At 66.6% G+C, this 19,858-nt stretch carries 21 protein-coding genes and 1 pseudogene; 2 read left to right on the forward strand and 20 right to left on the reverse strand.

Annotated features, from left to right (window positions below; all coding sequences use genetic code 11):
- Positions 1-77 precede the first annotated feature (77 nt).
- Positions 78-964 (forward strand): annotated as a pseudogene (locus tag PKO50_RS24890) (LysR family transcriptional regulator).
- Positions 965-1,044: 80 nt separating this feature from the next.
- Here PKO50_RS24890 and PKO50_RS24895 read toward each other — a convergent pair.
- The 9 genes from PKO50_RS24895 to PKO50_RS24935 form a co-directional block, all read right to left on the reverse strand.
- Positions 1,045-3,024, reverse strand: a complete 1,980-nt coding sequence (locus tag PKO50_RS24895) for a relaxase/mobilization nuclease and DUF3363 domain-containing protein (RefSeq protein WP_275627541.1) — start codon at positions 3,022-3,024, stop codon at positions 1,045-1,047.
- A gap of 448 nt (positions 3,025-3,472) precedes the next feature.
- Positions 3,473-4,072: a S26 family signal peptidase gene (locus tag PKO50_RS24900; RefSeq protein WP_275627542.1), complete on the reverse strand. Its 600-nt coding sequence runs from the start codon at positions 4,070-4,072 to the stop codon at positions 3,473-3,475.
- Positions 4,069-4,614 carry a DUF2840 domain-containing protein gene (locus PKO50_RS24905; protein ID WP_275627543.1) on the reverse strand — a complete coding sequence of 182 codons (546 nt, stop codon included), beginning with the start codon at positions 4,612-4,614 and terminating at the stop codon, positions 4,069-4,071. Before PKO50_RS24905 ends, PKO50_RS24900 begins: the two co-directional genes overlap by 4 nt.
- Positions 4,611-4,874, reverse strand: coding sequence for a chromosome partitioning protein ParB (locus PKO50_RS24910; RefSeq protein WP_275627544.1), 264 nt, complete (start codon positions 4,872-4,874; stop codon positions 4,611-4,613). The genes PKO50_RS24905 and PKO50_RS24910 overlap by 4 nt, the downstream gene beginning before the upstream one ends.
- On the reverse strand, positions 4,871-5,509 hold the full coding sequence (gene parA / locus PKO50_RS24915) for a ParA family partition ATPase (protein ID WP_275627545.1): 639 nt from the start codon (positions 5,507-5,509) through the stop codon (positions 4,871-4,873). The genes PKO50_RS24910 and parA overlap by 4 nt, the downstream gene beginning before the upstream one ends.
- Before the next feature lie 265 nt (positions 5,510-5,774).
- The gene (locus PKO50_RS24920) at positions 5,775-6,608 is read right to left on the reverse strand and encodes a replication initiator protein A (protein WP_275627546.1); all 834 of its coding nucleotides are present in this window, start codon (positions 6,606-6,608) and stop codon (positions 5,775-5,777) included.
- Positions 6,609-6,634: 26 nt separating this feature from the next.
- Positions 6,635-6,919: a helix-turn-helix domain-containing protein gene (locus PKO50_RS24925; protein WP_033938359.1), complete on the reverse strand. Its 285-nt coding sequence runs from the start codon at positions 6,917-6,919 to the stop codon at positions 6,635-6,637.
- 111 nt (positions 6,920-7,030) lie between these two features.
- The gene (locus PKO50_RS24930) at positions 7,031-7,798 is read right to left on the reverse strand and encodes a DUF2285 domain-containing protein (protein ID WP_275627547.1); all 768 of its coding nucleotides are present in this window, start codon (positions 7,796-7,798) and stop codon (positions 7,031-7,033) included.
- 352 nt (positions 7,799-8,150) lie between these two features.
- Positions 8,151-8,501: a DUF2958 domain-containing protein gene (locus tag PKO50_RS24935; RefSeq protein ID WP_275627548.1), complete on the reverse strand. Its 351-nt coding sequence runs from the start codon at positions 8,499-8,501 to the stop codon at positions 8,151-8,153.
- Positions 8,502-8,781: 280 nt separating this feature from the next.
- Between PKO50_RS24935 and PKO50_RS24940 the strand changes: the two genes are divergently transcribed.
- Positions 8,782-9,114 (forward strand): helix-turn-helix transcriptional regulator, encoded by a 333-nt coding sequence (locus tag PKO50_RS24940; protein WP_275627549.1) that lies wholly within the window; start codon positions 8,782-8,784, stop codon positions 9,112-9,114.
- 70 nt (positions 9,115-9,184) lie between these two features.
- Here PKO50_RS24940 and PKO50_RS24945 read toward each other — a convergent pair whose 3' ends face one another.
- The 11 genes from PKO50_RS24945 to PKO50_RS24995 all read right to left on the reverse strand — a co-directional run bounded on the left by PKO50_RS24945 (position 9,185) and on the right by PKO50_RS24995 (position 19,846).
- Complete coding sequence (locus PKO50_RS24945; protein ID WP_275627550.1) at positions 9,185-9,499, reverse strand: DUF736 domain-containing protein; 315 nt, start codon at positions 9,497-9,499, stop codon at positions 9,185-9,187.
- Between the two features lie 761 nt (positions 9,500-10,260).
- Positions 10,261-10,470 carry a hypothetical protein gene (locus PKO50_RS24950; protein ID WP_275627551.1) on the reverse strand — a complete coding sequence of 70 codons (210 nt, stop codon included), beginning with the start codon at positions 10,468-10,470 and terminating at the stop codon, positions 10,261-10,263.
- Positions 10,471-10,531: 61 nt separating this feature from the next.
- Positions 10,532-12,586: a ParB N-terminal domain-containing protein gene (locus PKO50_RS24955; RefSeq protein WP_275627552.1), complete on the reverse strand. Its 2,055-nt coding sequence runs from the start codon at positions 12,584-12,586 to the stop codon at positions 10,532-10,534.
- Between the two features lie 78 nt (positions 12,587-12,664).
- A complete protein-coding gene (locus tag PKO50_RS24960) occupies positions 12,665-13,489 on the reverse strand; it encodes a DUF932 domain-containing protein (protein WP_275627553.1) in 825 nt (274 codons plus the stop codon).
- Positions 13,490-14,228: 739 nt separating this feature from the next.
- Entirely contained in the window at positions 14,229-14,615 is a 387-nt protein-coding gene (locus PKO50_RS24965; protein WP_275627554.1) for an ATPase, read from the reverse strand.
- Positions 14,616-14,890: 275 nt separating this feature from the next.
- Positions 14,891-15,400: a DNA repair protein RadC gene (radC, locus tag PKO50_RS24970; RefSeq protein ID WP_275627555.1), complete on the reverse strand. Its 510-nt coding sequence runs from the start codon at positions 15,398-15,400 to the stop codon at positions 14,891-14,893.
- Between the two features lie 333 nt (positions 15,401-15,733).
- The gene (locus PKO50_RS24975; RefSeq protein ID WP_275627556.1) at positions 15,734-16,798 is read right to left on the reverse strand and encodes a PDDEXK nuclease domain-containing protein; all 1,065 of its coding nucleotides are present in this window, start codon (positions 16,796-16,798) and stop codon (positions 15,734-15,736) included.
- Positions 16,795-17,997 carry a site-specific integrase gene (locus PKO50_RS24980; RefSeq protein ID WP_275627557.1) on the reverse strand — a complete coding sequence of 401 codons (1,203 nt, stop codon included), beginning with the start codon at positions 17,995-17,997 and terminating at the stop codon, positions 16,795-16,797. Before PKO50_RS24980 ends, PKO50_RS24975 begins: the two co-directional genes overlap by 4 nt.
- Before the next feature lie 243 nt (positions 17,998-18,240).
- Positions 18,241-18,471 (reverse strand): hypothetical protein, encoded by a 231-nt coding sequence (locus PKO50_RS24985; protein ID WP_089390683.1) that lies wholly within the window; start codon positions 18,469-18,471, stop codon positions 18,241-18,243.
- A complete protein-coding gene (locus tag PKO50_RS24990; protein WP_275627558.1) occupies positions 18,468-19,172 on the reverse strand; it encodes a lipopolysaccharide kinase InaA family protein in 705 nt (234 codons plus the stop codon). The genes PKO50_RS24985 and PKO50_RS24990 overlap by 4 nt, the downstream gene beginning before the upstream one ends.
- Before the next feature lie 2 nt (positions 19,173-19,174).
- A complete protein-coding gene (locus PKO50_RS24995) occupies positions 19,175-19,846 on the reverse strand; it encodes a class I SAM-dependent methyltransferase (protein WP_109934424.1) in 672 nt (223 codons plus the stop codon).
- Positions 19,847-19,858: the final 12 nt, after the last annotated feature.

The raw sequence follows: 19,858 nt of genomic DNA on the forward strand, positions 1-19,858 counted from the left end.
GTAGGCGTGCGCAGGATCAAGAAAAATAGGCTAAGGTTCCGAACATATCGGACAAATATTCTTAGATTGGCGACGCAATGGATTCCCTCAACGGCATTGGGTTCTTCGTGCAGGCGGCCGAAGCCCGCAGCTTCTCGGAGGCCGGGCGCGTGCTCGGCATCTCGTCGTCCGCCGTGGGCAAGAGCGTGGCGCGGCTGGAGGAACGCCTGGGCGTGCGCCTGCTCCACCGCAGCACGCGCAGCATCACGCTGACCGCCGAAGGCGCGCTGTTTCTGGAGCGTTGCCGGCGCATCCTCTGCGAGGTCGAGGCGGCCGAGCTGGAACTGTCGGAAACCCGGCAGGCCCCCAGGGCAAGCTGCGCGTGAGCCTGCCGCTGGTCAGCGGCCTGGTCATGCCGGCGCTGACGACCTTCATGCACCGCTACCCGGCCATCGAACTGGACGTGGATTTCTCGGATCGGATGGTCGATGTGATCGAGGACGGGTTCGATGCCGTCATTCGTACCGGGGAGCCGACGGACTCCCGGCTCATGTCCCGCCCGCTGGGCACCTTCAAGCTGCTGCTGGTTGGTGCGCCCCGGTATTTCGCGGTGCGAGGCACGCCGCGCGTGCCCGCCGACCTGGCGGGCCATGCCTGCCTGCAACACAAGTTTCCGAGCACCGGCAAGTTCGAGCCGTGGCCCTTGCGTTTGCCGGAGGGCGAGGCGGAACCCAGCCTCTCGGCGTCGATGGTGTGCAACACCACCGAGGCCCTGGTTCACGTCGCCCGCGACGGTCTCGGGATCGCCTGCCTGCCGGACTTCATGGTGCGCGACGCGATCGCAGCGGGCGAACTGGTGACGGTGCTGGATGACTTCAACCCGCATCAGGGCACCTTCCGCATGCTGTGGCCGTCGAGCAAGCATCTGGCGCCGAAGCTGCGCGCGTTCATCGACTTCATGGGCGCGGAGCTGTTCAAGCCCTGATCGACCGACCGCTCGCTGTTATTGCACGGCTTCGGCACGCAAGGCCACCTGCACAGTGGGCCGCGATCCGAGCCACACGCCTAGAGTTGTAGGCCACGCTGCTTTCCAATCTCCCACGACACGCCACCGCCGCGCACCGTCGCGGCGAGCTGCTGCCCCAACCGCTGTTCGATCACCGGCTTCCACGGCACCAGTGAGAAGCCCATGCCGTCATCAAGCATCGCGTAGCGTCCGCTGGCGAGCATGACGGAACGCCGGTAAATCCCGGCCACGCGCTGCCCGTCCGTGATGGGGCGATGCTCCAGGCCGGTTTCAGCGGCAATGTCCTTGACGGCTTGCGCCAGTTCCCGATTGCGCAGCGTGCCCAGCAGGTTGCGGGCGAGGATCACGCGCTGCCCGCGCCGCTGTGCCAGCCCCTGTTCTTCGAGGAAGTCGGCACGCTGCTGTATGGCTTGCTTCACATCGCTGCCAAAGCCCAGGTCGCCCAGCCCACGGCCGCCGCCGACCAGTTGCTGGTCAAGCCAGGTCGCGCCGATGACGCGGGCCTGCCGCTCGATGGGCAGGTGCGATTTCATCTCTACGGCTACACCGCCCAGCCGTTGCGAGTCGTACTGGCGGCCACGCTCGGCCAGGTCGTCCGGCACCTTCCATAGCCCTTCGGCCACGCGCTCCACGATGCCGGCGCGGCGCAGGGCTTCCAGCCGGCGGACGTGGGCCGCCACGACCTCGTGCGGGTCGCGCCCGCCTTTGGCCCGGCCTTGCTCGATCGCCAGGTGGTGATCGGTGCGGTACAGGCCATCGCTTGCCAGCGCGGCGATGCTCTTATCGGCTGCGCGCACGTCGGCGGAACCCTTCACCTCCACCACGGCGCCGGCCGGGTAGTTCGCCAGCTCGTCGCGGGCGTTGAGCGCGACATAGTGAGCCTTGCCGTCCACGCCGTCGATGACCAGATAGCCGCGGTCATGCAGCTCGTCGGCCAGTCCCTTCGCGGCCACGCGGCCGATGACGGTTCGGCCAACCTCACCCGGCTCGAACACCGCCAGCTCGCGCGGCTGGCCGCGCATGGCCCGCTGCATGGTGCGGATGATGTCGCCGCGCTCGCCCAGGGCGCGCAAGGTCTTCTCGGTATCGGCGTGAACCGCCCAGGTGCCGGGCTGCGTCTCGTCGGCCAGGCCCAGGCGCTGCAAGCGTTGCAGGCGGCCGATCAGCAGCAGGCGCTGGCGTTGCAGCCGGGGTTCGTTGAAGCATTCGATCTGCACCCGGCCATCGTCGCCGGCCTCGCGCTGCAACGTGCGGTCGAGGCTCGTCCACCGCTCTTGCTCCACCTCGCGCTGCAAGGTCTGCTGGATCTCCAGTTCGGTACGCGGCCCAAGCCATTCCGTCGCCAACTCGGCGGCCCGGTGGCGGAAGCCGTGGGCGATGTAGTCGCCCGCGATGATGAGGTCTTTGCCGGTGTCGTCGCGCCCGCGCACGATGAGGTGCGTATGCGGGTTGTCGGTGTTCCAGTGATCGACCGCCACCCAATCCAGCCGCGTGCCCAAGTCGGCTTCCATGCGGTTCACCAGATGCCGGGTATAGGTGCGCAGGTCGTCCAGCTCGGCCCCGTCCTCGGGCGAGACGATGAAGCGGAAATGGTGCCGGTCATCGGCGCAGCGTTCCTTGAAGGCGTCCAGATCGGCTTCGTCGGTCTGCGGCCCATAGGCCCGGCCCGGTTCGCCATCGCGGCCCGCGCCGTCGCGCTCAACATAGCGCAGATGCTTGGCGAGCGACTGCGGACTGGCCCGCTGGTGATTGACCAACAAGGTCTTGATGGTCACGCGCCGCGACATGGGCGTTAGCTTCGTCCCGGCGAAACGCGCCGCCGTATGGCCGCGCCCCAGGCGCGAGCCGGGACGCTGGCCGGTACCAGCCGCCCCAGGACGGCGCACCGCCGACTTGCCGCTGCTGGCTTTGCCGGCCTGCTTGAGCACCTTGGAAACGAAGCTCTTGCCCTGGCCTTTGCCCCGGTTTTTCGGGGCGCTGGGGCGCACCCGGAAATCGTCGTCGCGGCGGTCGGTCATGGTCGTTCTCCCTGCAAGCTCCGGCGTGTCCTGTCGTGCGAAGCACGCGGACATGCCTGCATTGGCGCGACCTTCGCGCCGAACGCGGCACGGCGGCAAAGCCGCTCCGTGCCGCGCCACCCCCATGTGCAGACTGGCTTTCGACGCGGCCCGGTGCCGCGTCCTTTTGTCTTGCCTTCCGCCTTTGCCCTTCGCTGTCGCTCCGGGCGTCGGCGGCCCGGCGGTGCTGCTGCGTGAGCAGCCAGCGCGCCGGCGAACGCGCCAATGGCCGCAGGCCGGGCGCGTCCGAGGCAAGACGCCTGCACGCTGGACGGCTGCGCCGGATGTTGCGCGAAGTGCGGCGAGGATGCGCCCGCACTGCACGCGCGACGACACGGCAGCAGCCAGCAGAACAACATGCCCGATGGCACGATGAGATGCACGGCAACGTGCAGCGAATCGGCGGCCATCATGGGCGCGTCTCCAGCCAGATCGGGTGCGCAACGCCGATCACGGCGGACGCACTGACCGGGCCGAAATACCGGCTGTCGAACGATGCCGGATTGGTCACGCTCAACAGGAACAGTTCGCCCGGTTCGAGGCGGCGGCAAAGCTGCAAGGACGGCAGCGCCCGGCCCATCCGATCGGCGGGCAGCACGGCGGCCGTAGGCACGCCGTCGATGCGTACCTGACCGTCGACGATGCAGACGTGTTGCGGCGCGACTGCGCCCACACGTTTGAGCAGCGGCACGCGCGTCGGCAGGTAGCCGCGCTGCGCAGCCAGCGCGGCGGCCGTGGCCGGCAGCGGCACCAGCACGATGCTGCCCACGGACAACGGACGTGGCAGCGAGGCGGTGCGCGGGTCGAACGGGTCGATGCGATACCAGCCGACCGCCACGCTGTCGGACGGGTTGTAGGTCAGGCGCGGCAGCGGCGACACGAAAGCCGCCCAGGCCAGCGCAGCGAAGCCGATGGCGGCCAGTGTGACCACGACGATGCGAGCGCGCAGGCGCGAGCGAGGGCGCGGCGGAACGGCGGGCGTGCTGGCCGTGGCGATGGGTACTGTCATGGCAGCGCCTTTCCGGCCAGCCAGGCGGCGTGCCGCTCGGCGGTGTAGTCGGGCAGCGGCGAGCGCGCCGCAAGACGGTTGCCCAGCGTGCGCCAGTACGCGGGCGACACGTCGATGGGGGCGATGCCCAGCGCCTCGATGGCGTCGATGCGTTCCAGCACGGCGCGCACGTTGGCATCGCCTTCGGTGTGCAGCAGCAGGCGTGCGCCCGGCTGCACGCCGGGGATGCGCTGCATGGCATCGAGCGGCGTGGCGGCTTGCATCACCATGAGCTGCCAGCGGATTGTGCCGTAGTCATTTGCCTGCCAGCGCACGCGGCAGAACATTGCACGCGGCAGGAACACCGCGCAGCGCCGCCAGCGGTCGAGCCGCAGTGTGCGTGCCGGTTCACCGAACCGCAGGTAGAGCTTGAAGCGCGGTTCGACGTAGGCCAGCGATACGCGCGTCAGCGGCACGTTGCCGGCTTGCCCGGCGAGTGCCGAAAGCGCAGGCAGCGGCGTAGCCGGTGCCGCGTTCTCGGCGAGCGAAGCGGATGCATTCATGGCATGTTCTCCGTGCGGTGTTCGGGAAACTCCCGCTCCAGCAGGCCGCGCAGCAGTTCGGCCACGGTCACGCCCTGGCCGAAGGCGGCGATCTTGATGCGTGCGCGAAGCGCAGGCGTCACGTCGAGCGTCAGGCGGGCCGTGTAGAGGTCGCCCTTGTTGAGCGCATCGGCATCGCCCTGGCGAACCCACGCCTCGGCGTGCGGATTCGCGGGCGGACGTGTGCCGATGCCGACGCGCTTGCCGCGTGCGGTGCTCATGTCGGCCACCGCAGCAGTTCATCGACCAGTGCGGTGATCTCGCGTGCGGCGGTGCTGTCCGGCGCCGTCTCGCGTGCAAGCCGACCAGCGGCCACGCTGTCGGCGAACACGATGCGTTGATGCACTTCCGCGCGCAGCGCAGGAAATGGCTGCTCGGCGAGCGCCTGGCGAGCTTCGCGCCCGATCACGGTGGTGCTGACGCGCCGGTTGATGACGAAGGCCGCGCGCAGCGCAGGCCGGAACACCTGCGCCTCGCGGATGAGCGAAACCATTTCCGAGCTGGCCCAGAGGTCGTAGGGGCTTGGCTGCACCGGAATCAGCACGCGCTCGGCCGCCAGCAGCGCGGAGCGCGCCAGGGCGGCGATGCGCGGCGGGCCGTCGATGATGACGTGATCTGCGCGGCGGGCCAGTTCTGGCGCTTCCTGATGCAGTGTTTCGCGGGCGAGGCCCACGGCGCTGAACAACCGGGGCAAGCCCTGCTGGCTCCTGCGCTGTGTCCAGTCCAGCGAGGAACCCTGCGGGTCGGCATCGAGCAGGATGACGTGCTGGCCACGCAGCGCCAGTTCGCCCGCGATGTGCGTGGCGAGCGTTGTCTTGCCGACACCGCCTTTCTGGTTGAGCAGAGCGAGGATCATGGCGCGGCGCCCCGTGTTGGAAAGCCGGCTTTTGGCCGCCGTGCAAAACGCGGTTCGCCGTACCGTTGGGTGGTTGTCCACCGAAACGGCGCGCTTCTACTAAAAGTTAGAGATTTATAGTTAGGTAAGTTAGAGGGGCCGCAAACCCGCGCCATTACTGGCTTTCCGGCGTTTTCGTACTCCTGATAGCACGATAGGCGTACTCCTGATAGCACGATACCCGGTACTCCTGATAGCACGAGGCCGTCCACAACTTTTCCCGCAGTTATCCCCGTGCCGTGTGCAGCACGGGCCGGAAGGTCAGCAGCTCCGTTCCGTCGTCCGGCATCCGCTCGATGCCCAGGACGTAGCCGGGCAGCGACTGCCGCGCCACCAGGGCGCGCAGGTCGTAGGCGAAGTCCGAGAAGCGGGCCGCGCTGCCGGATTTGCGATGCAGGTGCCGGAAATCGAATTGCCAGCCGTCCGCTTGCTTGCCGCCGTGCTTGCGCACCAGGCGGTACAGCCAGCGTTCGATGCCGCCCTTCAAGCGGAAATACGCCGGGTCGATGGTCAGTACCAAGGCCGCGTCCAACACGCCCGCGTAGAACCAATCCGGCAGGATCAGCTCGATGCCCAGCGGCGTGCCGCTGGCGTCGGCCAGCTCGCGCCATTCGTTCACCCAGGAGAAGCGATGTAGACGCCGCCCGGTCGGTGCGCGGATGGACGTTGCCACGCTGGTCGATTGCAGCCGGTCGAGCGCGGCTTTCAGCCGCAGGTAGTCGTTGAGCGAGGTGCCGCGCCCGATGAAGCGCAAGACCTCGTAAGGCGTGGCGCGTATCCAGCGTGACGGCATGATGCCGGCGTCGCGGGCTTCCACGATCTGCGAGGCGGCCCAAATCAGCACGTCGGCATCCCATATCGTTGCGATGCCGTGCTCGATGGTGCCCTCCACGCGGATGGTGATGTTGCCGCTGCGGAAGTCGATCGGCGCGGTGCGCCGCGACTTCGCCAGCGAGAAGAACGGAAAGGCCATCAAGTCCTGGCTGTCGCGCGGCGCCATGTCGCCGGGCAAGGCGCGGAACAGATCGAGCTGTTCCCGCTCCTGCCGTGGGCTGGACATGACGGCGGCCACCGGCGGGCCAACGATCAGCGGCCATCACGGTAGTCGCCCGCGTGGCGTTCGGCATATTCCGGGTCGGACGTGGCTTCGTAGCTGCGCTGGTCGGCCCAGGCATCGAGGTCGGCCACCGCATACATGACGCGGCGGCCAAACTTGCGGAATTTCGGGCCGCCGCCGATCACGCGCTGTTTCTCCAGCGTGCGCGGCGAAAGGCGCAGGTACTCGGCGGCTTCGTCGTTGGTCAGGTAGCGTTGGGGCTGCGCGGGCGCAGCGACAGCAGCGGCGGCAGGCCGCAAGGGAGCGGGTCGCATGGGATGTGCCTCCATCAAGCCCGGCCACACCACGCAGCCGGATAGAGACACTTTCAAGAAAGCGAGGCTCCCTGTTCAGGGACGATTTGCAGGCGACGCGAAACGTCCCCCCTAGTGCAGTGATGGCGGAAGCTGTGCCAGGCGGCGGTAACCGCCGCGCATCAGCCCATCGCCCCGGCGCACCAGCCGCCGCACGCGGGCACGCAAGGCGCTGTCGGCGTGCCAGTCGGTCACGACGGCATCGGCGCCGAACAGCCCTTCGGCCACTTCGCGCAAGGACGCGCCCGCCAGGGTCGCGTCGAGCGCCTGCAAGGTGTGCAGTTCCAGCAGCGCGGCGGGCGTAGGCCGCGAGCGGGCCGCCGCCGCAGGCACGGCCTCGGTCACGGCGGACAGCGCATCCAACCCAGCCGCCAGCGCACGGTAGCGTGCGCAAGGCGCGGTGCAGGCGCGGATGGCGTAGAGGTAGGCCATGCCGTCTTCCAGTTCCGGCGCGAGTGCGAGCCGCACGCAGCAGCCGGGCCAGCGCGACACCAGCACCAGGCGCTTGCCGTCGTGGATCAGATGCTTGTCGCCGGGGACGCACCAGAACGCGAAGGCATCGGCATCCGGTGGCGGGTCGGCATCCGGGTAGAGCTGGATCACGCCGTCATGGTCGGGGAACCAGACCGGATGCGCGTCCCGCGCGTCCAGGTCTGGATCTTCCAGCAAGCGCAAGCCCCAGCGTTCGGCGGCCTGTGGCCGGCGGCGACGGCGCAGCCAGTCGCGGCGGTAGTCGGGATTGCGGCGCAGGTATTCCCACGCCAGCGCAGGGCCGTCGAGGTGCAACGTGTAGAGATAGGCGGCGGTGGGATACCAGTGCTCGGTGCTCGGTTCGGCCATGACGCAACCTCCTGTCAGTCAGCAGGAACGTCGCCACGGATTTCGCTGTGCGGGGCTATCGAATCGCCATCAAACCATCGTCGGGTCGGGGTAAGCTGAAGTGGTAGGTGTCAAGACCGATTGGCTCCGAATCATTGCGAAAATCGTCTCAATGCGACGACTGAAACGCCGGAAAATTGGCGTCAGCATCGGGCACCGTGCCGAAACCCGCGCCAAGGATCATGTCTATTTCGGTCAGGCACGCACCGATTTTGTGCAATGAAGCCGATCAAGACCTGTTCGGTCTTGACCAAGACCGAAATAGTCACGATGCGCTCGCCTTGGCTCGGTTTCTCCCTGTCTTCGTGGCCGCTCAATCCGTGATCGCGCCGTTCTCCTGCGCCAGTCGGACGTACTCCGACAGCGGGCGCTGCGCCAGAAAGTAGCGATCGCGCATCACCGGCTGCTGGCGCGGCCCGACGATGGACGCCAGATCGGACAGCTTCACCGTTCCCAAGGCCGGCAGGCCGATGCCCAGGTCGATCAGTCCCCAGGCCGTATCGCCATCAGCCGGGTCAAGCGCGGCCAGCAGCCAGGTGACGTGTGCGTCGGGGGTGAACAGGCGCACCGCAGGCAACGGGTCGATGTTCTGGCCGGCAGCGCGCACCTCGCCGACGGCGAGTAGCTGCACGCGCTGCTCGGCGGTGATGAGCGGCGGGTTCATGGCCGGGATTCCCACATAACCGAGGATGCACGGAGCCGCTTTGCCGCCAAGACGCGGAAGCGTTGAAGCGGATACGTGCTTTCGTGGGGATGCACGAAAGCGCAAGCTGCCGAATCCGTACATGCACGGAAACGTGGAAGCGGAATTGCGCAGGACAGGAAAAGCACGAATGCGGCTCCCCGATTCTGTGGAAAGTCGCTGATGCGGATTTCCGTAAAAGCACGAAAGCGGGCCGGTCTGCTGGAAATGAACACTTTAGATTGTAGCCCTATGGTGTGCAATGGGCTGTCATCTTGGTTTTTGCGGGGAAACCAAGTTGGCGACGGCGAAACACTCATTGGCAGCGGCGATACGGACGATCAGGAAGGCGCGTGGCTTGAGCCAGGAAGCCTTTTCTGACGTGTCCAGCCGCACTTACATGAGTACGCTGGAGCGCGACCTGAAAAGCCCGACCCTGCACAAGCTGACCGAGCTGTGCGAGGTCATGGAAGTGCATCCGCTGACGTTGCTGACGCTGGCCTATGCCGGCGACAGCACGCGCAAGACCGAGCAGCTTCTGGCGCAGGTGCGCCAGGAGCTTGAGGCCGTCTTGAAGGAACGCGACGCGCCGTAGGCGCGTGCGTGACGTGCTGCGCCAGCAGCACGGCGCCCCGCCGCAATGGGCGAGGCGCGGTGGGTGGCCGTCAGGCCGCCTTGGGCTTGCTGCGTGACCAGATCAGGTCGTGCGTGCCGTTCTCGCCTTCGATCAGGCGGGCATAGACCGTAGCCGGGAACGAAGGATCGTCGAGGGTCACGGACAGGTAATCCCGCCCGGCCTCGCTGGTCTTCTTCCACGCCGCGCCGATGTCGTGGCCCGCCGCCTGCACGCGGAAGTCAGGGGCGTTCTCGGTATCGCCCTTGTCGTTGGGAACCAGCTTGACCTTGACGTTGAGCGTCAGGGTGCGGAGCGTGCCGGTGAAGCCGTCTTTCTCTGCGGTGAAGGTGCCGATGTTAGCCATGATGTTTCTCCTTTTGGGTTGAACAAGGTCGCGCCAGTGCGTCCTTGTTGTGATCCGGCCGGCGGGGGATGGGCGGGCCGCACCGCTTGCGGTCGAAACGCAGTGGAGAACCTAGAAGCGAAAAGAATTTGTCCCGCGAGGAATGCGCGAAGCGCAGGGGAAATTGTTTTCGCTGGAAGGTTGCGGCCATGAAGCCCAAGGCGCAGCCGTGCCCACGCCAGGATTCACAACAAGACAAGGACGCAAAGGCCGCCCTGTCCCGAATGGAGACATGCCCGACTCGGCATCCCCGCGCGACGGCTTCATCGGCTTGCGCCTTGACGCGGGCAAGGCCAACCACCAACGACAAAGCGAGAACGCCCCTTGCCGCCGCAGGCGGCAACGTGCTTGAGGCGTGGTGTGGAAGCTCCATAGGCATGGCCGAGCGGCGTGTTGGTGGACCGTCCTTCGTGACGTGTGGACAACGAACCGCCAGCGTCGAGGACGGCACGCTTTCGCACAACCTGCCGCAGCAAGCCACGGGGTAGCCGCCCGCGCTCCGCCCATTGCGGCGGGGCGCCATCGAAATCCTGCCCGCGTCAGCGGGCGCCGATTGCCGTGCCGCGTGCAAGGCACTTGCACGCCCGCCACGTCGCCGCCTGGTCGAAGGCGGCGACGTGGCGATTTTGTTTTGGATGCTGGAACCCGGGCGCGGCCACTGCCGCGCCCGGATTTTTGACCACCGGCCCCACGGTGGAACGGCTTGGGGCCGGTGCTGCTGGTTATTCCTTCGTTTCGATGATCCACCACACGGCACGCGGCAAGGCGCGGCCCGTGATGGGGTGCAAGTCGGTCAGGTCGGCGCAGGCTGTCCAGCCGCGCGGCGGACGGTAGCCGCGCACGTCGCCATCACCGTTCCAGCGGCGGGCGCGTACCGTGCCGGGGGCATAGGTTGCTGCCATGCGTGGGCGGTTCGTGGTGTCGTGGCTCATGGGCGAAATCCTCGGCATGAAGCGCCCCGGTGGAACCGGGGCGCTTATCTGCGGTGCAAGGTCACGCGGCCAGTGCCTCGGCCTGCGGCTGCTCATCCGCCACCGCGGCGGCATCCTCCGGCGCTTCGGCTTCGGCCGCCGCGTCCTGCTCGGCCTGCTGCGAGGTTTCGGGGCGGAAGATGGCGGGCATCCAGCCGGTGCCATCGGCCAGCCGCTCGGCTTCGCTGGCAATGTCGCCCTTCTTCAACTTCGACAGACGGGTGACATGCGCCGGGGCGTACTGGCTGACGGCTTCCAGAATCGCGGGCTTGGCGATGTGGCTGAAATAACCTTCGGCAGTCGGCTTCCACCATGCGGCCATGTCCAAGCCGACAGCCTGCGCCAGTTCCGCGCCGGGCTGGTGCTGCGTGGCGCGGGGTGTCACCACGTCCACCGTGGACGCCACGCACACGGCCAGCAGGCGCACCAGTTCATCTTGCGACTTCGCCAGCAAGGCGGCGAACAGTTCTGCGCTGTCCTCCGGCAACGCTTCGCCCGCGACTTCCTGCAAGGTGCGCAGCGCCACGGCGGCGGGCGATTCCGACACGTCCGGGGCAAGGCTTTCCAGCCGGTCTTGCACTTTCAGGCTCACGCCAAGCGGCAAGTCCTGGCCGTGGTAGCGGTCTTGCAACACGGTTTGCACCATGCCATGCACCAGCGCGGCCAGCGCCACCAGCGGATGCCGTGCAACTTCGATTTGCAGCGCGGCGGTGCGGTGGGCGCTCAACCGCTGCGCCAGCCGGTCGGACATGGCGGCGGTCTTGGGTTGCTCGTCGTCCTCGCCTTCGTCGTCGTGCGTTTCATCGCTCTGGCCGCTGAAACCTTGCCGCAGCCGTTGCAGCGTCCGCAGCGCCTTGGCTTCCGCTTCGCGCAGCAGGCCGCGATGAATCACGGCCTCGCCTTCGCGGTCGAGCGTAACGATGGCACCGGCCACGGCGCGAACGTCCGGGGCGTAGTCGCGCAAGCCTTCTTCGACGGCTTGCAGTTCCCCGGCCACCTGCTCGCGCCGTTCTTCCAGCGTTGCGGCCTTGTCCTCGTCCTCGGCGTCGTAGGCGTCTTCCAGTTCGGCGTCGATTTTCTCGATGCGGTTTTCCAGCGAGGCGATGCGGCGGGCCTCACGGGCGGTCGGTTCGCGGCGCAGGCGCGGCGCGTTCTGGAACGTCTGCCGCTCGGCATGGTTCAACTGCGGCACCGCTTCCACCCACGCCCAGCCCTCTACGCGCACAGCCTCGGCCTGCGCGTCCAGCTTGTCGCGCACCAGCGTTTCCAGTAACGCAGCATCGGTCAGGTAGGTTCCGGCATCGCCTTCGGCGAACAGGTCGCGGCGGATGCCGCCGCCTGCCGCCGTGTAGGTATCCAGCCCGACGAACCGCACCAGCGGATGCGTGGCGGTGGTTTCGCGCTCGGTCAAGCGCCCGCGCAGCGCGGTCGGGTTGCGCTGCCATTCGGGCGCAGCGTAGAACGCGGCTTCCTGCGCGGCGTGGTCGTCGGTGATGGTCAAGGCCATCAACTGTTCCAGCGTCGCGGCACCGGCGCGGTAGTCGGTCAGCAGGCGCGGCGATACGTTGGCGAGTTTGAGGCGGCGCTGCACCACCAGCGGGGACACGCCGAAGTCGGCGGCAATGTCCTCGATGGGCCGGCCTTCCTTCACCAGCGCGTTGAATGCCTCGAACTGGTCGGCTGGGTGCATCTGCTCACGCATCAAATTTTCGGCGAGGCTGACGGTACGGGCCGAAGCGTCGGGCACCAGCAGGCACGGCACTTCGTAGTCGGCGGCGATGCGCTTCTTCTTCGCCAGCAGCTTCAAGGCCGTGCGGCGACGATCCCCGGCCGCTACCTCGTATTTCTCTCCATTGGCGGCGAGAGTGACAACGAGGTTTTGCAGCAGGCCGACGCGGGCGATGCTCGCGGCCAGTTCGGGGATGGACTGGCGCGGGGTCGTGCGGACGTTGCGCTTGGAACGGCGCGGCAACAACTGCGACAGCGGAACCAGAATCAGGTTCTTGGTTGGGTCGGCCACTTCCAGCGGCGCGGCGGTTTCGAGGGCGATGGTTTCGGTCTTCAGAACGGCGTTCATGGTGATAACTCCTAGCGGTTGGGATGCAGCAGCGAGAGAAGCGGCAAGGGCTGCTGCCTGCCCCTGCCGCTGAGGGGTTCAGGCTTTCAACTGGCGCAGGCCATCGGCCAGCAGCCACAAGGCGCGATTGAGGCGGATGCCGTTGTCGATGCCTTGCACCGGGCGCGTGGTCTGGCGGCGACCATTCGCGGTGCGGGCGGACAGGCCACCTTTGATGAGGTTTTCTTGCGTGCGGTTGAACACGCTCCACAAGTCGCGGCGGCTGTCGTCGTGACGGCGCGGCATCAGGATTTGCGATTCGGTGATGGGCGCGGGCGTGTCGTCGTCGTACTTCAACGCCAGCGCGGCGCGGGCGAACACTTCCGATTCCCCGCTGTCCAGCGTGATGGCCTGCATGGCATCGCGGGATTCCTGCGCCCGGTCGAAACCGTGCAGGACTTCGTATGCGCCTTCGATGACGTGCCCGGATACGTCGCCCTTGTGGGGTACGCGCACGTCCGCCACGGTGTCGCCGCAAACGAGGCCGTTCTGGCACACGAAGCGGAACATCCCGGCCAGCATCTGATAGCTGCTCGTGCCGTCATGCGAGTTCAGCAGGATGATTTCGTTGGCTTCGCGGCCGTTGATCTGGCTGGCGTGGCGCAGCCGAATCATGTGCTTGGTGTATTCGCGGCGGTCGTCGTGGCGCACGCGGGTCTGGCACACCATGAATGGCTCGAAGCCTTCCCCGCGCAGTTCTTGCAGCACGGTCGCGGTGGGGATATAGCTGTACCGCTCGGAGCGGCTTTCGTGCGGCGCGTCGGCGAAGATGGAAGGCGCTACTGCGCGGATTTGGTCGTCGGACAAGGGACGTTCCGAACGCAGCACCGGCGAACGGGAAGCGAAGCGGGATGCGAGTTGCACGGTCGTTTCTCCTGACAAAGAAAAAGAGATTTGCTGTTCACACCGCACCGGATTCCTAGATTCGGAGCCCGCCTTTCGGTTTTCCGGTGTGGTTGGCGCGAAGAACCCGGTCGGCCTTGTTGCCCCGTCTTTCCTGAGTTCATCGCCCGCGAAAACCGGGCGCTTGCCGAAGGGCCGTCAAGGAAGAAGTGCGGGGTTGGTGCGGCCCGCAGCCGCAGGCGAGGACACGGCCACGCACGCCTTGACGGCACGCAGGCACGCGCTACGGTCGCGGGAATGGCGATGAAGGAGAGGAAAGACGGAGACAGGCAACGGGCGTCCCATTGCGCAGACCACACGCAAGCGAAGCGCGCAGGCCCGAAGCTGGAAGCCGGGCCGTAGGCGTCAGCGATGGAAGCCCGTCAGGGGGCGAAACTCGCGCAGCGAGGTTCGATGCGCAGCACGACAGCGCGCCCCGGCCGTGCCTTTCGGCCGGGAGACGCCCATGCCGCAGTGAAGATGCCGCATGGATCTCCGGTGTCGAACAACGATCTGCGACGGCTGCGGGGTTGCCGCGCCGGCGCAGCCGGGGCGGCGGGCGTTGAGGGGCGCCAAGCGCAGCGCGGCGGGGATGGCCGCATGGCCTTCCCCTGGAGTGCAAGCCAAGCGCGCAGCGCCGCAGGCGCGAAGGCATCCAGCGGCGCAGCAGAAAAAAAAGCGCGCCGCCCGCAAGGACGACGCGCCGGATGCAGCCGCGCGATCAGTGCGCAGTCATCGACTGCAACTGCTCGATCACGCCGGGTTCGACGAACACGCACGGCTGCTTGTCCGCGATCGGCACGTTGAACACGCGAGCGAACACCTCGCGTTTCAGGTGCGCCAAACGCCCCGTCCGGTACGCCTGTTCGGGCTTCATGCGATCAGCGCCGGAAGGCGAGCCGCAGCGCTGCGGGTCGCACTCGACCAGCGCGACAAAGCCATCGTCGGACAGCTTCTGGTGTTCGGGGCACAAGCCCCAGCCTGTCGCCGTGTGGCGCTCCATGCTCGCGCGCAGGCGCTTGTCCAGCAGGATCGCGCCGGTGTCGAAGCGAGCGCCGCAGACCAGGCAAACGTGTTGTTCGAGGGAAACGTGCGATTTGTCGTTCATGACGATCTCCGGTTGCACGGGCGGAATTGCCCGGAACCGTCGCCAGCACGGCGCAGCGCAAGCCGTCAGGGGTCAAGGACGGCCGCCAGGCCGCAAGTGTGCAAGCACGCGCAGCCCTTGACGGCGAGAACGCCGTGGCACGATTAAGGGGACAGCAAGACCGCCCCATACCTCCATGCAGGCCATGAATTTCCGAAACGCTGTCTCGGAAATCCGAGGCAGCGTTTTCGCCCGGCCCGCGCCGGGCGCAGCAAGAAAGGGCCGAAGCCCCTTCGTCAGATCAGGCCACGTTCGGCAAACGATGTGGTGTCGGTGCCCGCGACGATGACGTGATCCAACACGCGCACGTCCACCAGCCCCAGCGCCTCCTTGAGCCGCTGGGTCAATGCCCTGTCGGCCCCGCTCGGCTCGGGATTGCCGCTCGGGTGGTTGTGCGACACGATGACCGCCGCCGCATTGAGCCGCAGCGCCTCCTTGACCAGCTCGCGCGGATACACCGATGCGCCGTCGATGGTGCCGCGGAACATTTCGGCGTATTCGATCAGCCGATGCTGCGTGTCCATGAACAGCACCGCGAACACCTCATGCTCGAAGCCGGCCAGCTTGGCGCGCAGGTACTCCTTGACCGTCGCCGGCGACGTGAACGACGTACCGCGCTGCATCTTGCGTTCGATGGCCTGGCGCGCGGCCTCCAGAATTTGCTCGGCAGTCGCCAGCAGATAGCGGCCCTGTGCATCACGCACCATCAGCGAGGAATCGAACGAGGAAAAGGACAGTTGCGACATGATCGTGCTCCGGTTGCTCGGGCGGAATTGCCCGGAACCGTGGAGAGCACGGCGCAGCGCAAGCAGTCAGGGGTCGAGGACGGCCGACAGGCCGCAAGCGTGCAAGCACGCGCAGCCCTTGACGGCGAGAACGCCGTGATACGGTGAAGGGAACAGCAAGACCGCCCACACCCGCCCACTACACACACTCGTCTTTTGCAAGCGGAGCGCGCAGGCCCGCGAGGGCCGAAGGCGGCAGGGGTCAAAGCCGGATGGCCGCGATTCGGCACGAGGCGCGGGGCGCAGCCCGCGAACCCGACGGCGGCACGCCGGGACGCACGAATGCTGTTTGGGCTACTCGGTGTCTTGCTGGCGCTGCTCGATCTGCAACCGCGCCCGCTCGGTCGCCTGCTGCAACTTCTCGCCCAGCACCGCACGGGGCGGCAAGCTGGTCAGGTACTCGGCAACGTGGATGCCCGATTTATCCAGCTCCAGCAATTCGATCTGTTCGCGCTTCTTGCCCGTGCAGAGGATGATCCCCAGCGGCGAGGCTTCCTCCGGCTCCCGCTCGTGCTTGTCCAGCCAGCGCAAGTAAAGCTCCATCTGCCCTTTGTACGCCGCCTTGAACTCGCCGACCTTCAACTCCACCGCCACCAGCCGCCGCAGCTTGCGGTTGTAGAACAGCAGGTCGAGATGAAAATCCTCATCGTCAATCGGGATGCGCTTCTGCCGGGCGACAAAGGAAAAGCCGGCACCCAGTTCCAGCAGGAAGGATTCCATTTCGCGGATGATCGCCGCCTCAAGGTCGCTTTCCTGCCAGCTATCCCGCAAGCCAAGGAAGTCGAGGATGTACGGGTCGCGCATCACCAGCGCCGGCGTCATGCGCTGCGCATCGCGCAGGGTCGCCAGCTCCTGCGCAATGGTTTCTTCCGGCTTTTGGGATAGCGCCGTGCGCTCGTACAGCATCGAGTCAATGCGCTCGCGCAGCGTCCGCACGCTCCAGCGTTCGGCGCTGGCCATCTGCACGTAGTAGTCTCGCTGGAGCGGGTCTTTCAGCGGCAGCAGCGCCAGGAAATGCGACCAGCTCAATTGTCGTGACAGCGTCACGACAATTGGCTCGTCCGGGTAGGTAGCGGCGAACTGCACCATCCGGCGCAGGTTTTTGTCGGCGAAGCCGCGCCCGTAGTCGCGGACAAGTTGCACGGCCAGGGTCGGCAGGATTTCCTCGCCGTACCCGGCCCGCTGCCCGGCCAGCACCTCCGTATGGATGCGCTGGCCGATGCGCCAGAACAGCAAGGTCAGTTCCGCATTGACCGCCGAGGCGGCGCGCTGGCGCGATCCCTCGATCAGTGCCCGAATGTCGCCCAGCAGCGCCTTTGGCGCTGCGGGTGACGCGACGGATGCCTTGCGCCTGGTCATGCCGTTGCCTCCGCAGGGAGCCGCTTGGCGCCGGTGATCGTCTTGCGCCGGTTCGCCACCAGTTCGGCCGCCTTGCGCACCGGGTCATCCTCGGTGTGGACGTAGCGCATGAACATCGCCACGGTCTTGTGCGCGGTCAGCGCCATGCCGACCTTGACCGGGATGCCCGAGTTGGCAATGTCGGTCGCCGAGCGGTGGCGAATGCCGTGCGTGCCTACATGCGCCGCGCCTGCTGCCTTGAGCGCACGGCTCCAGCCGTTGTAATACTCGCCCGTGGTCAGGTGCTGGCCGGGATGGTTCGGAGATGGCAGCACATACGGGCAATCGTCCCGGCGCGGTGCCGTCGAAAGCAGCCGGTAGGCTTCCTCGCTCATGGGCTTGGACATGCCGCCGGTCTTGCTGTCGGGCCAGACGACGCGCCGGTTCTCGAAGTCCACCCAATCCCATTGGAGCGTGACGATTTCGCCGCGACGGCCGGCGAACTCGAATTGCAGCCGGATCGCCAGCGGGATGACGTAATGCTCCAGCCCCTCGGCTTCCAGGTGGTCAAGATGGCGGAACAGCTTGCCCATGTCCTCGTCGCTGATGAGGTGGGTGGCCTTGCCGTTGGGGAACATCGGAACATGGCGGCACGGGTTGGTGCCGTCGGGCCGATAGCCCCACACTTCGGCCAGATTGAACATGCGGCGCATGACGCTGAACGTGCGGTTCGCGTCGGCCGGCTTGTGCGTCATCTTCTTCATCATCCCGGCCACGTCCGGGCGCTTCACGTCCTGAACCTTCATCCGGCCGATCATCGGGACGATGTTGCGGTCGATGACGCTCTGATAGCCTTCCTGCGTGCTGGGCTTGTTGCGCAGCTTGGAGTAGTCCTCCATGAACTTCGTGCAAAGCTCCTTGACCGTGGGTGCCTTGCGCGCCTGCGCCTTGTCTGCGGCCGGGTCGCCGCCCCGGCGCACCTGGGCCAGCCATTCCTGAGCCAGCGAGCGGGCCTGTTCGACGGTCAGTTCCCCGTACTGACCCAAGGCAGGCTTGCGGCGCTCGCCGGCGTTCGTCCGGTACTGGAGCATGAACACCTTGCGGCCCGATGGGGTAATCTTGCACAAGAAGCCGGGCACCAGGGTATCCCGGAGTTCGACGGCCTGCGTCTGGGGTTGTGCCGCGTCGATAGCGGACTTGGTGAGCTTGATCTTAGCCATGATGACTCCTCGGAAAGACCCGATTCCCAAGAGCCTCATAGGGGCCACCAGCCGGGAAGTTGGGTCAGGTTTCGGAAAGCACCGGCATATGTTGAACTCGCCTAAGTCCTTGATAAACCTGCTGTATCGAGCTTGGGCGTAGTCCAGCAAAGTTCGGTGCTGGAGTCATCGTGAAATGAAAAATGCCGTTTCCCCCATAGGGAGAAACGGCATTCTTTTCTTCACCGCCGAGGCGGACTCGACTCAACGCGGCGCGCTGACACCGCCCTGGGACATGCCGAAGAGGAACAGCAACAGGTCGTGGTCGGGACGCGCCGCCTGCTTGGCCTGCACGTTCGCCGGCACGCGGCAGCTGGCCTGCTGGCCGTGGGAGCCGATCACTTCGGGGCCCGGCTCGTGCCAGGCAGCTGCCGCCAGCGTTGCCACGCCCAGGGCGCCAACGAGGAGCAAACTTCGTGTGATTTCTAGTTTCATGTCTGCAACCCTTTGATGGCGCTGCCAAACGCCGCTTCGTAACCATAGACAAAGGCCTGCCACTGCGCTTCCGTCCACGACGAACGGCGCTTCACCTGGCGCAGGTCGTGACGGGCCGCGCGCCTGGCGCTGAAGCGCTGGCGGGCCTTTTCCATGTCGATCAGGGCAACGTCGATCTGCTCGCCCTCGACCTTGACGAAGACATGCTTGAGGTACAGGCAGCCATGCTGCCAGCGGCCCAGGTTGAGCCTGGCCAGGGTCCTGCCGTACTGCTGCAGGACGCGCTGGTGCACGGCCTCGCCCCAGCGCTCGTGGTCGCCGCGGGCGTAGCAGTCTTCCAGGCTCGAATAGCCGTCCAGCGACTCGGTGACCAGCAGGGCCTGCCATTCGCCGTCCACCTTGCGGCAGCCGGCGTAGACCAGGGTCGGTACCTTGACGCCGAGGGACGCGGCGGCCTGCAGCGCATCGCGCTCGCGGATGGCGGTCGGGTAGCCGAAGGGGTGCAGCAGGTCACGGTAGATGTGCCCGACCTGCTGCTTGCGATAGAGCAGGCGGCCATCGTCGGTCAGCACGCGCTGGACCCCGCTCTCGCCGCCGCGGCGCCGGTTCGGCTCCTCTACCCATTTGCCGGGAATCTGCAACCAGCGGTCGATGGCATCTTCACCGGAAATTCGCTGCAGAGCTGCCAAATCAGCGCCCATCATTACTCCTTACGCAGAATGTAGACCCGCCACATGTGCACCAGCGGGACGAAATCGATATGGTCCTGCACCGCGAACCCGGCCTGGCGGAACTCCTCCTCGATGGTACGGGCAGGAATCACGAAGCGGTTCTGGTACGTGTGCTTCTTGCGCCCAGTCTCGGCGCGACGACGTTTCCAGGCCTTGAAGTTGCCGTCGACCCACAGCGAGAGGATCACACTGTCGCGGGTCACGCGGTGGAACTCGCGCAGCATGGTCATGCGGTCGCTCGATTCACCGATGTGGTGCATCAGGCGCATGCTGAAGATGCTGTCGACGGCGTTGTCCGGCAAATCGATGGCGAATGCCGAAGTCTGCAAAGGCCGCACGCGTTTGACAACCTCCACCGGCTGGCCGGCGCAGGCCACGGCGATCATGTCGGCGGAATTGTCCGCACCGATGATCACCCGGTTGTCCTTCTCGGCCAGCATCGGCCAGAAGCGGCCGGCGCCGCACGGCAGGTCCAGCACCAGGTTCGGCTGGCCGGCCAGCTTGAGCGCCTGGCGGGCGATCTGGACATCGCGCCAATGGGAAAGTTTCCGGGACAGCCCACTGCGATGCTTGCGCAGGTAGCGCTCGGCATGCTGACGGTCGTACTTCTGGGAAAACTCGAGCTCGACGGGCTTGTCGCTCATGATGGGGTTCCT

It is taken from the genome of Pseudomonas sp. 273, from assembly GCF_029201425.1.
In the GTDB taxonomy this organism is placed as follows: domain Bacteria; phylum Pseudomonadota; class Gammaproteobacteria; order Pseudomonadales; family Pseudomonadaceae; genus Pseudomonas; species Pseudomonas delhiensis.